We start from the raw sequence: 15901 nt of genomic DNA, 5'->3' as shown, positions 1-15901 counted from the left end.
TAAGTTCAAAAGAAAATGATTATAAAAACATAGAAACGTTCTAATATGGCTTGATTGATCTATTCTGCAATAATGATGAGAGTTGTTTCAACAGGCTGTGAACCCTTCGTGTCAATATCTTCTGCTTTGACCTTGAACCGGTTTTCCCCTTTTGTCAGAGTCAGTTCCATTTTTGGCCCGTATCCTATTACACGGTCATCGGTTGTGAGCCAGGTAAACCTGACTTCACTCAGTGTACGATTAATAGCCGGGGCATCGACTATAACTTCAGGGTTTGCCGGTGTGAAGTTCAATCGTTGGTTAGAACGAGTATTATCAAAAGACAGTACCGGTTTCACTTGTATAGGAAATGTGCGATAGTAGATGGGGTCGCCTTCTTTAAACCAATATAACCGAAGTTCTTGCTTTCCGGTATCTCTCGCTGTCCAGGAAGTATTAAATCCATTTCCATTCCGGAACCTCCACTCTGAGCTGATACCGAGTTCATTAATACTAAGAGAACTTCCGGTAATGATCGATTTTGGGTAATTTGGAAATATTCTGGGAATATCTTTTGGAGTGACCTGAACTATGGCTGAATCAATTGAATTAGGAGCATTTTGTCCATCATTCTGTAAAAGTGTAATTAGATATTTTCGAGCTTCAGTTGGTGTGAATACGTTACTTTCGATCGGCTGTCCGTCAATTTTCCAGGTGTTTATCACTGACTGCCCATCCGCATCTCTGTCAGGGCTGGCAAATAGCGTGATCGCTTCACCTATATAACCTACTCTTGAGGTTCTGATCTGAGGTTTGGGTGCATTATTGGCAATGAAGGTCTTTTGAACAGTAGTTCGGTTGTTTGTTGTGGGACTGTTATCAGTAACCTCCAACCGAACGGTATGAAGGCCTGAATCGACAGCCTTGATGAGTTGAGCGGCGTTTTTACTGATCAGGTTGCCATCCAGATACCATTTATACTCTTTGATATAACCATCCGGGTCATAAGAATTCATTGCATTTAACTCGATATCACTTCCGGCTGCTACTTTTTCAGGAAGCTCCCATTGAATAATGGGAGCGGCATTGACCTTGATCGATTTGGTCAGACTTGCCGAATTACAGGTTGCATTCGAACTTGTCTGAAGGTTAAGAGTTACCAGATACTCTCCAGGTTCAGTGAATTGATGATCAGCTATTAAACCGGATCTTTCGACCAGGCTGTCATCCTTTTGAATATGCCATTCAATAACATCAAGATCTTCTTCTGAGGTTGAATTACTTCCATCGAGGCGCACGGTCTCTCCGGGTTCTATCCACTCAGGAACCTCATATTTTGCTTGTGGCCCTTCTATGACTCTAACCACTGCCCGTTCCTGATTAGTATTTCCACAATTGACCGATCCAGAGCCCTCAACAGTTAGGGTTACAGGAAATACACCGGCTTCAGTAAAGACATGACGAATCTTTGGACCCGTCTCAATGGTTCCATCGCCAAAGTCCCATAATAAGGAGGGCAGGGCACCGGATGGGTCTACACTGTTTGAACCGTCGAACTCTAAGGTAGTATCAACACAAACTGTGGTGTCTGATATATTCATTTTGGCAACCGGAGAACCTTCGATGATAACAGGTATTTTGGTAACCGTCGTTTGGTTGGAGATACCGTCAGTCATGCTCAGAACTGCGTCATATGTTCCCGGACGGTCATAGACATAAGATGGATTGGCACTTTCAGAAATGTCACCATTGCCAAAATCCCATTGCACATCAAAGGCATCCCCATCGGGATCGTAACTTTGTGAACTGTTAAATAATATGGTTTGTCCGGCACACGAGATAACCACAGAATCAGCCACGGCCTGAACCGGACGGTTGATCAGAACACGAATAGTTTTTTGGGCCTGACTATTTTCAAGGCCAGATCCATCATTCACTTTCAAATTAAATATATGGACTCCGAATTCAGGGGCTTTCCAGCTAAAACTGGCTTCAGAACGTTTTGATCCATCAGGCAGTGTCCATTCAAAATTAAGGGGATCACCATCTGCATCGTAGGTTGAAGTGGCATCAAGTGTTACATCAAGTGAATTCGACCGGATCACTGACTCCGTAACGATATATGGGGTATGGTTGACGTTAATGGTACCTTCAACGGTCTTTGTGGAATTCGCAATACCCTGATTATCAGTTGCCGAAATTGTGAAGTAGTGAATACCACTTTCCTGGAAACTTATTTTTGCTTCAGGCCCCTGAAAAGTTCTCCCATCTTCAAAAGTCCATTCAATACGTTCTATTTCTCCATCAGGGTCGTAGGTTTTTGAGGCGTCTAATGTGATCTCGGCACCGGGAGCTATTATTTCAGGTTCAACACCCCACCTGATAACCGGAGCATGGTTTACCCACACATTCCGGCTTTTCAGACTCTGTGCGATCCTATTTCCGGAATTATCCTGAACTTTTAGTGTGATGACATGGTCTCCCGGTTCATTGATGATGACCTCAGGTTCTGGTCCATTAGCAAAAGCATCGCCATCCAGAAACCACTCATATTTGGTAATGATACCATCCTCATCAAAACTATTGTTTCCATCGAGTTTAAATGGAACTCCGGCCGGTACGATCTCCGACAAGTTAAATACAGCTTCAGGAAACTGATTAACGATGATCGTATGGGTTCTAACCCGGGCACTGTTTGCCTGACCTCTGCCATCATCCAATGTAAGAGTGACCTCGTAAGTCCCCGGTTGCAGATAGGTATGGTCGATCTCCGGCCCTGTAAGAATTGTACCATCTCCCATGTTCCAGGTATAGTTATAATTTGATGGGAGAGGGGTTTCACCATTATTATAGCTGAGGGTTATCTTTCCGGTAGAGGTAATGTTGGGAGCTACGATTTGACGACCTGACGGATCAGCCTGATCGGTCACAACGGACTCATTTGAAACCTCTATGCGAACTTGTCTCTGACTGTTACTGCAGTTTGGGACATCGCCGCCGTTATTTACACGAACGGAGATGATATAACTGCCGGGCTGTGTGGCAGAAAAATTGAATGTTGAGGAAGTCGCCTGCAGTTCACCATTGACGAACCAAAAATAATTCAAGGTTTTACCCTGAAGGTCGTAGGACTGAGCTGCAGAGAGTGTAACTACCTCGCTACGTGCAATATTTGTTTTAGGAACGTTCAAACGAGCTATAGGTGGTTCGTTGACCTGAATAGTTTTTTGCAGAACCCACTCCTTTGGAAACGAAAAAATGTTGTTGGGTATTCTGACGGTTAGGTTGGTTTCACCGCGGGTTCGAAATAAAATCGTAGGATTAACACCTGTAGCTATGGTCTCACTATTGACCTGCCACCGTGTATTTCTGAAATCAGAGGAATTGAGAAAAGAACTCTTCAGTTCAAATGATTTCTCCGTACAAGTTTGTGTTGGGTTTTGTTGGATCGTTATCTCCGGATCCTGAAAGGGAGTAAACACGGGGTCCAATAGCCAGATATTCGGATCATCAGAATTAATCAAAGAAAATACCGAAGATGTCTGTCCACTTCCTCCAACTGAAAGAACCCATTCATTTTGGGCTTGTAATGGCAACTCAACAGTTCCTGTACCGGTCAACTTATAAGGTCGCCCAGAATTATCCAGTATATTTATATTCAGATCATCATGTGAATTCAGCTTGAGCCCGGATATGTCATCAGTCATTACAAATGGCTTCAATTGTAGAGCGCGACCATTTGTAAGATCAAAAACTCTGAGTGAGAGATCGAGACTTAGTAAATTCCAGTTTGTATTCTGAATACCCGCTGAGGAAACGACTCTGATTTTATAAGAGTTGAGGTCATTTCCGGCATCAACTTTAGTTCGTAAAATATATCCGTTTCTCCCACCTGAAATGTCATACAGTTTTTGCCAGGTATTAGTGTAAGCAGGCTCATTTCGTACATCCAGAGACAGGAGCGGAGTTCCAGGTATATCTCTTTTGACAGGGTGCCCATCTACAAGTCTGTAAAGATCATTAAAATTATATACTTCGAATGTAGTCAGGGTATTGGCATTACCGTTAAGTTGATCGAATCGGCTGCCGGTTGATGCGTCAAAGATCTGGAGTTCCCCCTGTGAGGCATTTTCTTCCGGTTGGATCCACAGATCTATGTTTGAAAGGGTATTATCACTTTGATCTCCTGAAACGGCAACAAACAGGTCCTGTGCCTGTAAAGCAGGTGCAGATAATAATAAAACTGCTGAAAGGATAAATAAGAATCTGATGGAAATTTTCGTCATAGAATTATTCGACAGAATATGAATTCGAAAAATAGGATTCACCGGTTACGGCATTTTTAAACTCGATCTCAAGATCACCGGGGTCGAGGCTTAACGTAACAGCCCAATTCCCGTTAAAATCAGTTTTAACGGATCTGGTTGATGTGTTATTTCTTAAAATAACCTGAAGGCCAGGGTATAAGTTACCTGAAAATGTTGTAGAACCGGAACGGATAGAAGACAAGTTGTTTCCTGACGCACTTCTTAATTTAAAGTTAAATACCCTTTCCTCAGTTAAATTAACAACCCTAATTGATTTGCGGGTTGTATTTCCGGATGGGTCTGTTGATGATAACTGAAGGGAGGTTTCATCGCCATTTACTTTGGTTTGATATGAAAACCTTCCGGTAGCTTGTACAGGAATTCGGTTACCATTGATCATAAATCGGGCTTCAGGTTCTGTGGCACCATTTATGATTATAGTATTATCTACAGCGAACAGCAGCTCATTATTCATTTCATCAATGAAGATCGGTGGAGGTACTTTATCCTCGGTTCTGATGATACGGGCAGTTTTGGAAAATGGACCTCGCAACCCCAGGTCATCAATCGCCTGAACACGGACATAGGTCATACCCATCGGGAGGTTATCAAATGGGATGGAGGTATTGGTTGTATTAATTTCAGTTATATCATCGGTAAAACTTGGATCAGAGCCATACTGTAATCTATATGACTGAGCTCCCGGAATAGCTCTGAATGCAAAAACAACCGGCAGGTCACTGACCACAGAATCTGTAGTACTCCAGGCGAGTTCCGGAGAAGGAAGTAATTTGACAGGGTTCAAGGGAGCCTTACCACGCTCAACAACGGTTCCCTCATTTTGCCGAATGGTAACGGTAACGTTATTTGAATTTACGATCGCTTGCCCGTCATAGTTGGTCAGTTTTACGAGTCCCGATTCCTCCGTTTCAGCATAAAAATTCTGCGTCTGAAGCTCTGAAACAGAAGAGCCCGCATTAAGCACATATTTACTTTTATCTTTTCCGGCAGCAGATAGTTTGGCAAGCAATCCGCCATCTTCCAGGGTGATCTCAGTATCGGTAGCATTATTTAACTGATCGATGCGCGATTTTCTGATCACAGCCACAGTATTCGGTTCAACCTGAATATCACTTCCATCTACAAAAGAAAGTTGAGCATAGCTTTCAGAAAAGGTTCTGATACCATCCGACTGAGCAAAGAGGTCTCCTCTCATAGCATCAACCCAAGATCCCAGTAACCCTGTGCGTTTATCAACGCGTCCTCTTTTTTGGGATAGTTGAGCTTGAACATCCACGACCCGGTTTTCGTTTAAGGCAATTTCCATGTCATCTACAGCTGCAGGGATGCTTCGGCCAGTAGAAAATGCTTGCTCAACATCCCCATCGTTAACGGCCTTGTTATACTCAGATAATAGTTGTTGAACATTTTGGTATTGTTCAGAAGCAAAAACCGTGGCACCGTTGGTTATCAAAACACCTATTCTCTCTTTCTGTGCTGAAATTGTAGCGTGTATTTGAGAAAAGTTTTGTAATTCCTGTATCTGTGAGGGGGTAATGCTGAATACGTTCGCATCCGTATCATGACTTGCGAGTGAAACCACAAGTGGCCAGTTGACGGTACTGCCCGTATATTCCTCGGCGATCTTTTGCAGTTCATTGGCTTTAAAAGAGACAGAGTTACCCTGGGCTATGGCAAACCCATTACCAATAACCATGGCAGCAATAAAGCCGGTAATGACTTTAATATATCTCAGTTTCATTTCTACCCATTACTTCGGGAAGATCAACGTAAATCGTGAGCCAATAGCTTCATTTGATTCAAGTTCGATCTCCCCGTTGTGAATATTTATGATCTCACGAACGTAAGCTAACCCAAGGCCGGTCCCGTTTTCACGCGCGGCTTTTTTATTTGATTTAACCCGGTAGAATTTATTAAATATTTTCTTCTGTTCCTCAAGGCTAATACCATATCCAAAGTCGGTTACACTTAATTTTACTGAATCGGGACGGTTCGATACTTTTAATTCAATAGTTCTGCCGGGTTCACCGTATTTAATGGCATTACTCAATAAATTCTGAACGGCATCAAAAACCAGATCCCTGTCAGCTTTTACCTTGAAACCGCGTCCTTCACGAACGATCTCAGCATCAACCCCTTTCTTGGCAAGGAGTGGACGGTTAACACTTTTAACTTCTTCAGCGATCATATACATATCAACTTCTTTGAACTCAATATTTGCACGGCCCGATTCGATCCTCTGTATATCGAGAAAGCGGTTTACAAGTGTTTTCATACGTTGTCCTGACAACAGGATCTCGTTGATGAGGTTATTGCGCTCCTTTGGGTCAGTAAAAGTAGTATCCTGTAGCACTTCCGAAAGCCCCATGATACTGGTGATCGGGTTTTTGAGTTCATGAGCAATGATATTGATCATATCATTGCGTTTCATATCATTGAGGCGATCTTCAGTTTTGTCATGCAGAATGATCAGGGCAGCCTGCTCTTTATCCTCCTGGTCGATGATGGAAACATACTGGTAATCATAATAATCACTCTTATTCTCATTCTGATAATGGGCCAATTCTGAGATATTGATCTTGACCGTATAGGGATCAGGATTATGAACCCGTTGCTCGAGCTTGTTCATTGTAACCTCCTTATGTACCAGAAGATCTCCGAGGTGTGTATCGTCAGGATCCAGGTTCATCGATTCCAGCAACTCTTTGAAGTTATTATTCAGGAAACTGAACTTCTTTTCTGAATCAAGGATACCGATAAGGTCATCGGAGTAGGTCATCATGTACCGGTTCTTCCATTCCTCAAGGATGATCTTCTCCACATTAATGCGCTGGTAGCGCTCCAGGGTGAGACGAATATTCTCAAGCGTGGTCTGCATGAGGCTGAATTCGGGCAGGGTCACAGGTTGAATGGGATGTTCAAAATTGAGGGTGCTCATGTATTCAACGTCACTGATGATCTGTTCGACAGGTTGATTCACTCTTCGGCTTACATACCAGCTAAACGAGAACAATATCAGTAAAATTACGGCCCCCGTAATAAGAGAATAGGTGATCAGGTCATATACCGGCTTCAGGATGAAAGCATCCTCAACGGCTACAGTATGCCAATAGGGTAGAGTCTCAAACCTGGAACTGAGAATGAACCACTCTTTATCATCAATATTGGATGTGCTAAGGTCAGAATACCCTACATCGTTCAATGCAGTTTCAGGTATGGTCAAATTGACTGAGGGTAAAAGGGACAGACCATTTTCTGTGATCAGGTTTGCTGAATAACTACCGCCCAGAGGAATTTGGATCAGATCATTCACAATGTCTGTGGCATCAAAATACATGTCAACAAAATAGATGATCTGACTGATCTGAATAGCTTGGCGTGCCACTAAAAAGAATTTTTCCGAATCAGTGATGCTACTAAAACTCACATTGATGCCGGGATCAAGTTTAGATGGCATCCACTCGTATGTCACATTAGTAAAATCGATCTCATCGTAAATGGATCTCCGTATGTCAACGGATTCTGTGGAGCCCTCTTCGGTGATCGTTATACGCATCAGGCCAGGGGTCAGGTTCAGCGTCTTTGACATGATATCCTGCGTTTGACCGGGATCTTCACTTATCTGCTCCGTCATATAATTGGAAGCATTAAGCCAGTTTCGTATGATCTGATCGGACCGCTGAAGAGAATATTCCTGAAGCTGCGACACAATGGTTGTGCGTTCATTGATGATGGCTTCTTTGTATTGCGGGCGCACAAAGATCCATATCAGGGTAAAAGCCAATAACAGCAGCATGGAAGAGAATATGAAGATCCGCTTCCTGAGTGTGAGATTGTTAAGCATAATCGCCTAATATTAATACATAAAGATCATTTAAACTAAATAATCGATCACTTTATTAAGGTTTTGTAATGTTGGGAAAATGAAGCCGAATTCTACTTGTTAACAAATGCATAACATTCTCTTAACCTTTTCTTTAGCTAGGATGGTGATTCTTGACCAACCTAATACATTCAGTTATGCTTATAGGCGGAGATTTTAATAACAGAGCGAAACAATTACTGGCGATCTTGTCAGATCTGTGTGATAATGATACGGATACCAAAATCCCGGTTGAAGATCTGGTGAAGGAAATGGGATCGGATCGTTCTGAACTAAAAAATCTGTTACAATATCTTGAAGGACGTGATCTGATAACTATTGCATCCATTGGGGGACCGTTTTTATATGGCCATATTCAGATCACAGAAAAAGGGATACATAAAATTTTGAAGAAAAAATAAAAAAGCCTCTTCGCTAAAAGAGGCTTTTCCATGTAAAATTATCTGCTACTTATTCTGAATCCAGAACATCACTTATTCGATTCTGAATATCTTCAATATGAGCTTTCGTCAGTGCATCTGAGATCCGGGAGCTGGCCTGCTCGAGGTCTTCATTGAGTGTATTCAATTCCACTCTCAGCAAGGGACGAATATCAGAGGTTTCAATATCCACCCGACCTGATTCATCATTCTCGAAAGCGGCTGCAATATTATTGATGTACATGCGCTGAAGATTTCTTCGGTAAGGGTCTACAGCCTCGTGATCATAGATCTCACTCCAAACACCCTGTCTGAGGTCCGAAAGCATCTCCAATGGAGAGTAGGCCTCTTCACCTTCAAAGGCATAATTCTCATTGAGACGGATCATGACATCGGCGGCCATCACATCATTCAGGATCCTGGCCTGAAGGTTCTTGACGCGTTCAAGAGCTCCATTATGTTCGATACGTCGAAGGATCTCTTTATCAAGCAGCCAATCAGGAGTGCTAAAGACATTCTCATTCAGGAATGCCATGGCCTTTTCCTGGTAACTTTCTGTAACGGGCGTATAAACATAGCCTTCCTGATCAGAACTCTTTCTGTTCTGATATACACCACCAATATTGGTCGAAACATGACCGGCATAGCGCGCCCATTGGAATACCAGTTCGCCATAGATCTCTTCCAGGTCATCATAACCTTCACCCGGTGTGGAAGTCCATTCGATCAGGTTTGGGACCACGCGTTTGAGATTCATGAGACCGTAAGTACTCGCTTTAACCGGATCATCGGACAGGTCTTCGGTTTGAGATGAGGGATCATATCCCGTAGAAGAGGCAAAACGATAGACCGGATCGCCGGCTTTCTCCATGATCCAGCTGTCCAGGATCGGTTTTTCATCTTCAGGAGTCTTTGCTTCAGGTATTACACGGTATCCCCAGTTGATAGAGTATTTATCATAGGGGCCGATTTTGCGAATGAAACGGATGTTTTCATCTCCGGGCTGAGCAATATAATTCTGACGGGCATATTCCATGATGGTAGTGGCAATACCATACTTCTGTGTGAATGTACCGGAGCGTAGCGAATCCACCGGATAAGCTGAACTGGACTGCATGTTATGGGGTAATCCCAATGCATGACCTACTTCGTGTGATATAACCCGGCGCATGGTCTCACCGATAAGGTCATCTTCCAGCTGTAATTGACGTGCAGCCGGGTTGGCCGCGCCTGTTTCGATCATCAATCTGTTTCTGTAAGACCGCATGTGGTTGTGGTACCATACAATATCACTTTCAATGATCTCACCGGTTCGGGGGTCACTCACGCTTGGTCCCACCGCATTTCGAATTGTACTCGCAACCCAGCGTACGGTGGAGTATCGAATATCTTCAGGACTCCAGTCCGGATCTTCTTCCGGGGTCGGGGCTTCTTTGGCGATCACTGCATTCTTAAATCCCGCGGCTTCAAACGCCTCATTCCAGTCTTCAACCCCTTGTTTTACATAGGGTACATACTTCTTAGGTGTAGCAGGGTCAAGGTAATACACAATGGGTTCAACCGGCTCAACCAGTTCGCCTCGTTTGTAAGCTTCCATATCTTTTGGTTCCAGACGCCAGCGGCGAATATAACTTTTTTCCTCAGCTTTTTGGGCATCTGACCCATAATCGATCTGATCAACGGTAAACCAGCCCACGCGATAATCTTCATACCTGGGTCGCATCGGTTCTTTGGGAAGCAATACCATCGACTGACTCATCAGCATAGACAGGGTGCCGGTCTGCTCATCAGAAGGAGGGTTTCCCGCGTTGTAGGTGAGCACATGACGAACTTCGATGTTTTCCGGAAAGCTTTTCGCACTTTCGATGTACGTTCGGTCGCTATCCAATCGGCGCACCTGATACTGTCGTCTCAAAAAGCTGATGGCTCCACTGATCGCCTCAATATCAGAAGTAAAGAAATCCGTGACCTCGATGACCATAGCGGTAGAATCATCATTCATGGCCTCGATTGGGAAAGAAGCCAGGATAGGAGCAAAGTTATTGGCTTTCACCGACTGGTAAATTGGCAGCGTGTCAGCAGCTACGGCATTGTAGGATTGTTTTCTTAGAAGAATGTTATCTCGCTGACGCTCAAAGGTAATGACCTGCTCCGCTGTTTTTGATCCCCCGGAGAAAAACCCAAAGTAATCGGTTGGGACCTCAGCAATTCGGCTCACCAATAGCATTTCACGATTTAAAAGGGAATCAGGTATTTCATAATAAAGTTTGTCATCTACCCAGTGTACATCAAAGAGTCCTTTATCGGTCTCCGCATCTTTGGTTATAACGCTGGAATAGGCTTTGTCTCCATTACCTGAAGAAGTGGCCCTTTTACTGTTTGAATTACCGTTAGTTGCTTGTTTGGAGCCGGTACATGCTGAAATAAATATTATTGACAGCAGCATTACCCCGAAAAATTTAAAAGAGGATCTTGGCATAGTTAATTTCATTGGTTAAAAGTTATAGGAGGTAAATGTAGGAGTATTTAACAAAAGGATAAAAGCTTTAACATGAAATAACATTCCTCTGAATTTGAGGTGAACTGAAAGTTTCATTAACCAGTTTTCCTGAAAAATACCTACCTTTGCGTCCCAAAAAATAACAGCCTAATTAAATCTAATATCATGATTATTGGAGTCCCAAAAGAGATCAAAACACACGAGAATCGAGTTGCCATTCAGCCGGGCGGTGTAGTGCAGTTAAAACGAAACGGACACGAGGTTCTGATCGAAAAAAGTGCCGGAGTTGGAAGCGGTTTTTCGGATCAGCAGTATATTGATGCCGGCGCCAGGATCATTGATGATGTAGAGGAAGTCTGGAAAAAAGCAGAGATGATCATGAAGGTGAAAGAGCCCATCGCTGTTGAGTATCCAAGAATGAGAGAGGGACAGATCATATTTACCTATTTCCACTTCGCCGCTGAGGAAGCCCTTACCAAAGCCGTGGTTGAATCCAAATCCATAGCCATTGCTTACGAAACGGTAGAAAAAGCTGACCGGTCATTACCATTGCTTATTCCAATGAGTGAAGTAGCAGGCAGAATGGCCGCACAGGAAGGGGCCGTATATCTGGAAAAACCTAAAGGCGGCCGCGGCGTATTGATGGGAGGAATTCCCGGTGTACCTCCGGCAAATGTATTGGTATTGGGAGGCGGTATTGTAGGTGTGAATGCCGCTAAGATCGCCGCCGGTATGGGAGCGAGGACCACGATCATGGATATCAGCATGCCTAAATTGCGATACCTGGATGATGTGATGGAAAAGAATGTGACCACCATGTATTCCTCCGAAGCCAACATCCGCAAAATGCTGCCACAGGTGGATATGGTGATCGGTGCCGTGTTGATCCCGGGTGCCAAGGCTCCACATTTGATCACTAGAGATATGCTTAAGCTCATGAAACCTGGTACGGTTATCGTGGATGTGGCTATCGATCAGGGCGGATGCTTTGAAACTTCAAAACCAACTACACACAAAGATCCGGTATACGAAGTGGATGGTATTGTACACTACTGTGTGGCAAATATGCCCGGTGCGGTTCCTTTCACATCAACCATGGGGCTAACAAACGTAACCCTGCCATATGCGGTACAACTGGCTAATAAAGGCTGGAAGCAAGCCCTCAAGGATGATCCTGAATTACTGAAAGGATTGAATATTGCGGATGGTTCTATCGTCTATAAAGATGTGGCCGAAGCGTTCGACATGGCCTGGGAAGATGTGGATTCAGTACTGAACTGAACATCTGATCACTAATAGATTCAAGCCCGGTTATCTATGATGATCGGGTTTTTTTGTTTTGGATAGTTTATTTATGTGGTTTGAGGGGTAAAGTCAGTTTGACCGATTGTTGAATTCGGCGCGAAAAGAGTAACCTTGAAGCGTGCGAAGCTCCTTCAAGCGTTACGGGTCTGAGGCCAAGACCGAACGCTCCGAGGACCGATAGATCGATCTGCGAATAAAATTCCCTTACCACTTTCGGAACACAGTCCTGGAAGCTCAAGCTTCCAATGCCTTGGAAAGACTAATTTCCCATTTTCACCTTCCTTGTTCTTTTGTGCCGACAAAAGAACCAAAAGCTCCCGACTGCGAAAAAATAGCTAAAGCTGACTCCATTTCACTAAAAGAAATCAATGCTCCATAAACGGGCTTGCAGGTAAGTTAAGTACCATGCGGTTTGATTTCTTTCTTAACGCTTCATTCCGTTATCTTCTTAACGCTCTTTTTTCTAAAGTTGATGGAATATTGAATATTCCCTGGGAACTTTTCAGTCCCCCAAATTATCTTTTCAGTCTTGAGCGTAGCGGAGACTGGAAAGTAGTTGCTCAGGAAGTCTCCGACTTCCAATATGGGCAACGCATTCTATTCTATTTAATACCTGGCTGACAGTATGCAAATCAGAGACTTGCTCTGCAAAGACTCTTAAGTCAGCGCTCGATAGGTTTTGGATAACGGATCATAATTTTAAGGCTCGCTTTAAGACTTAAGAGATGCAAGGTGCGGGGTGGACACCTGAATGCAATTTAAATACCGGAAGAACCTCCAAATCCATCATTCCGTCCGGTCTTAACCACATGATCGTTCAGCAAAGGAGAGAACGGGGTGATGAATGGTGGCTTAAGGTCACAACGGATGGACTTTGGTAAATCAGAAAATGCCGTAGTGCTTTCCATCACCCGGCTCGTTTTGTAGTCAAAGTGTTTCTCCTAAACAGAATGAGCCGAATGATGGTATGTAGAATTTATTTGGCTGATTTTGTAGCTACTATCAAATACTCAAAAATAATATTTAGTAAAGTGTAACATTTCGCAGTCTTGTTTCTCTTACAAGTAGTGGAAAATACCACTGGCAATGATGCGCTATTTGAGGAATGCAGCCCTCAACCATTGGAAGGACTGGGTTAGTGGTTTGTGTGAGCAAACTTTAATAAAAACGGGAACAAAATAAATGGGTCAATGAAGGTACCAATGGATCGGGCTATTGAAATTGCTCGGGAAAATTTACAAGAAATAAGAACGGTAACAGAGTGGGCAGATAAGTTGGGGTATTCATCTGCCAAATACTTTTCGAGAGTTTTTAGAAACCATTATAAAGTCAGACCGAAGCAAGCTCTTATCAATTTAAAAGTTGCCAGGTTTAAGTGGTTAATCAAAGAAGATCTCAACATCAGTTGCTTTGAATTGGCACTTGAGATAGGGTTAAGGGACGAAAAAGCCTTAAATAAATTTATAGTTCGTCATACAGGTAAAGCACCAAGAAAGTGTAAAAACGGGGAGTAAAATTTACGAGTAAAAATAGGGAATAGAAGTACTTGTCTATTATATCCTAGGATTTTAGAATAAGAGTGGAACTTAAAATTAATTCATGGTCAAGATGAAAATGTCAATTATTAAGTACTTTCGATGGATACTGGGAGGGGTTTTATTTATTGCGGGTATTTTAAAAATATATTCACCGGATAATCTTATAGAAGTAATTCTATTTTTCGATCTACTAAGTGAAAACAACGCTACCATTTTCGTTTACATAGCTTCAGCAATAGAAATTGTGCTTGGGGTGAATCTAATCGCTCGTTATAAACCACGGCTGACTGCTACACTTGTAGGTGCCTTATGTTCAATATTTTTATTGATCAGCATAGTGGGGTATTTAAATAACTGGGAGCTAGTATGTGGGTGCCTCGGTGAATTTACTTACGGAAATTTCGATGGGGTTATGGTATTAAGAAATACATTTTTGTTCGGGATGGCCACAACTATTATTGGGGCAGTTTTTAAATCTAAAGAAACTCCTATCGGGGTAAAATAAAACATAAAATAAAATGGGTAATATCATGAAGATCAAAAATTACACAAGTCAATTTATAGCAATGTTAACCTTAGTTTTTTTAGTCAGTGGATTTCAACTAAAATCTACAGATTCAGAAACACGTTCACTTGAGAATATTGTAGGTATTGAAGAAGCATATGCGGGTCCCTGTGGCGATGCCGGATGTGATGGTAATCCCGGATATTGTGGCACAACTACAGTTGTTAAAGTTTTCGGTTGGCGAATTACCAAAGATTGTGTAGGTAGTGAAAAAGGTGATTTTCCAAGCTTGAGTAAATAAATATTAATTGAGTGCTCAATATAATTGAGCACTCAAACATTTTAAGCAAATGAAAAATATAATTTTCGTAATAGCTCTATTTCTACCTGTAACATTAATGGGACAAAAAAATTCAGAAACTATACTTACAAATTCTTCACAAGAAAAATTTGAAGATAATAGTAACTGGAAATCCATAAAGTTTACTCTGGAAGATTCTACGTATCTAGACGATCACAGTATTTTCTATCCACATGCTATGACAGTTAACAAGCAATTGGATATTGCAATGATGGCATGGGGAACTAGACAGGTCTATTATTTTAAGAGTGGTAAATTAAATAATAGCATGAAGATAAATACCAGTAGGGGGAGAGGACCAGGAGAATATGAATCACCATTCGATATGTATTTAGGAGAAAATAATATGCTATGGGTTGCAGATATCGATCTTCGAAAAATTGATATTTGGGATTTAAAAAGTAAAAAATTGAAGTATACATATAGCCTAAATAATAGATTTATTAAACCTGATCAGATAGCTAGTTGCAGTGTTAATAACTCAAATGATACGATTTTATATGTCCTTTCAACGCAATACGGTAACGGATACGATAATAAGGAAGGAATTCTTCACCAATATGATTTTCAAAATGGTGAGTTAATTTTATCAAATACATTTCAAAAAATTTCAAAAGACAAAGAAAGATATCCTTATGTGCTTACAGGAGATATAATCTGTAATTATGAAGGTGATTTAATTTATTCTGGAGACTTTACAGGGACTTTGAGGAAATATGATAGAGCCGGTAACATAGAGTTTTTTAGGACCGCATCTGACGTACTAGTTGAAGAACCATTGTTCATTAATTTAAATGATGGAATGACAAGGTTTAATCCGGATGCACCTCGTATAAATGGTGAAGTTTTTCTAAATGATTCTGATTTATTATTAGTAAGTAGATCAAGAAATACAGATAGGGATATATATGGAGTAGATGTCTACTCATTAATCACTGGTGATTATATGTTTACATTTAAGATACCTTTTCCTGCTAAAGAAATTTATATCCAAAATAATAAACTCATATCAATAGAATTTAATCCTAAAGAAGGGCACGATTTGAAAATTTATAATATTGAAGGATTACAGTAAAGTAGCCA

The 15901-nt window shown here is 41.9% G+C and carries 12 protein-coding genes; 7 read left to right on the top strand and 5 right to left on the bottom strand.

Translation table 11 applies throughout. The features are described from left to right. Positions 1 to 59: 59 nt before the first annotated feature. The 3 genes from AC13FX_RS14430 to AC13FX_RS14420 are packed head-to-tail and all read right to left on the bottom strand — an operon-like array spanning position 60 to position 8151. Positions 60 to 4265 (bottom strand): PKD domain-containing protein, encoded by a 4206-nt coding sequence (locus AC13FX_RS14430; protein WP_482881577.1) that lies wholly within the window; start codon positions 4263 to 4265, stop codon positions 60 to 62. Positions 4266 to 4269: 4 nt separating this feature from the next. Then, positions 4270 to 6048: a FecR family protein gene (locus AC13FX_RS14425; RefSeq protein WP_482881576.1), complete on the bottom strand. Its 1779-nt coding sequence runs from the start codon at positions 6046 to 6048 to the stop codon at positions 4270 to 4272. Positions 6049 to 6057: 9 nt separating this feature from the next. After that, positions 6058 to 8151 (bottom strand): sensor histidine kinase, encoded by a 2094-nt coding sequence (locus tag AC13FX_RS14420; RefSeq protein WP_482881575.1) that lies wholly within the window; start codon positions 8149 to 8151, stop codon positions 6058 to 6060. A 152-nt stretch (positions 8152 to 8303) separates the two neighbouring features. On the opposite strand from AC13FX_RS14420, the gene AC13FX_RS14415 reads away from it, so the two are divergent. Then, the gene (locus AC13FX_RS14415) at positions 8304 to 8591 is read left to right on the top strand and encodes a hypothetical protein (protein WP_482881574.1); all 288 of its coding nucleotides are present in this window, start codon (positions 8304 to 8306) and stop codon (positions 8589 to 8591) included. A 49-nt stretch (positions 8592 to 8640) separates the two neighbouring features. On the opposite strand, the gene AC13FX_RS14410 is transcribed toward AC13FX_RS14415, so the two are convergent. Beyond that, a complete protein-coding gene (locus AC13FX_RS14410) occupies positions 8641 to 11055 on the bottom strand; it encodes a zinc-dependent metalloprotease (RefSeq protein ID WP_482881573.1) in 2415 nt (804 codons plus the stop codon). Positions 11056 to 11274: 219 nt separating this feature from the next. On the opposite strand from AC13FX_RS14410, the gene ald reads away from it, so the two are divergent. Both ald and AC13FX_RS14400 read left to right on the top strand, forming a co-directional pair. Next, positions 11275 to 12390 (top strand): alanine dehydrogenase, encoded by a 1116-nt coding sequence (ald, locus tag AC13FX_RS14405; RefSeq protein ID WP_482881572.1) that lies wholly within the window; start codon positions 11275 to 11277, stop codon positions 12388 to 12390. A 429-nt stretch (positions 12391 to 12819) separates the two neighbouring features. Continuing rightward, positions 12820 to 13035: a hypothetical protein gene (locus AC13FX_RS14400; RefSeq protein WP_482881571.1), complete on the top strand. Its 216-nt coding sequence runs from the start codon at positions 12820 to 12822 to the stop codon at positions 13033 to 13035. Positions 13036 to 13172: 137 nt separating this feature from the next. Here the strand turns inward: AC13FX_RS14400 and AC13FX_RS14395 are convergent, their stop codons facing one another. After that, on the bottom strand, positions 13173 to 13322 hold the full coding sequence (locus AC13FX_RS14395; RefSeq protein WP_482881569.1) for a hypothetical protein: 150 nt from the start codon (positions 13320 to 13322) through the stop codon (positions 13173 to 13175). 294 nt (positions 13323 to 13616) lie between these two features. Between AC13FX_RS14395 and AC13FX_RS14390 the strand changes: the two genes are divergently transcribed. The 4 genes from AC13FX_RS14390 to AC13FX_RS14375 all read left to right on the top strand — a co-directional run bounded on the left by AC13FX_RS14390 (position 13617) and on the right by AC13FX_RS14375 (position 15893). Beyond that, positions 13617 to 13928 carry a helix-turn-helix domain-containing protein gene (locus tag AC13FX_RS14390; RefSeq protein ID WP_482881567.1) on the top strand — a complete coding sequence of 104 codons (312 nt, stop codon included), beginning with the start codon at positions 13617 to 13619 and terminating at the stop codon, positions 13926 to 13928. 100 nt (positions 13929 to 14028) lie between these two features. After that, a complete protein-coding gene (locus AC13FX_RS14385; RefSeq protein WP_482881566.1) occupies positions 14029 to 14457 on the top strand; it encodes a MauE/DoxX family redox-associated membrane protein in 429 nt (142 codons plus the stop codon). Positions 14458 to 14482: 25 nt separating this feature from the next. Continuing rightward, entirely contained in the window at positions 14483 to 14758 is a 276-nt protein-coding gene (locus tag AC13FX_RS14380) for a hypothetical protein (RefSeq protein ID WP_482881564.1), read from the top strand. Between the two features lie 49 nt (positions 14759 to 14807). After that, positions 14808 to 15893, top strand: a complete 1086-nt coding sequence (locus AC13FX_RS14375) for an NHL repeat-containing protein (protein WP_482881563.1) — start codon at positions 14808 to 14810, stop codon at positions 15891 to 15893. The last annotated feature ends 8 nt before the right edge of the window (positions 15894 to 15901 follow it).

The sequence above is a fragment of the Gracilimonas sp. B-17 genome, assembly GCF_056857935.1.
This window is presented reverse-complemented; position numbering and strand designations above follow the sequence as displayed.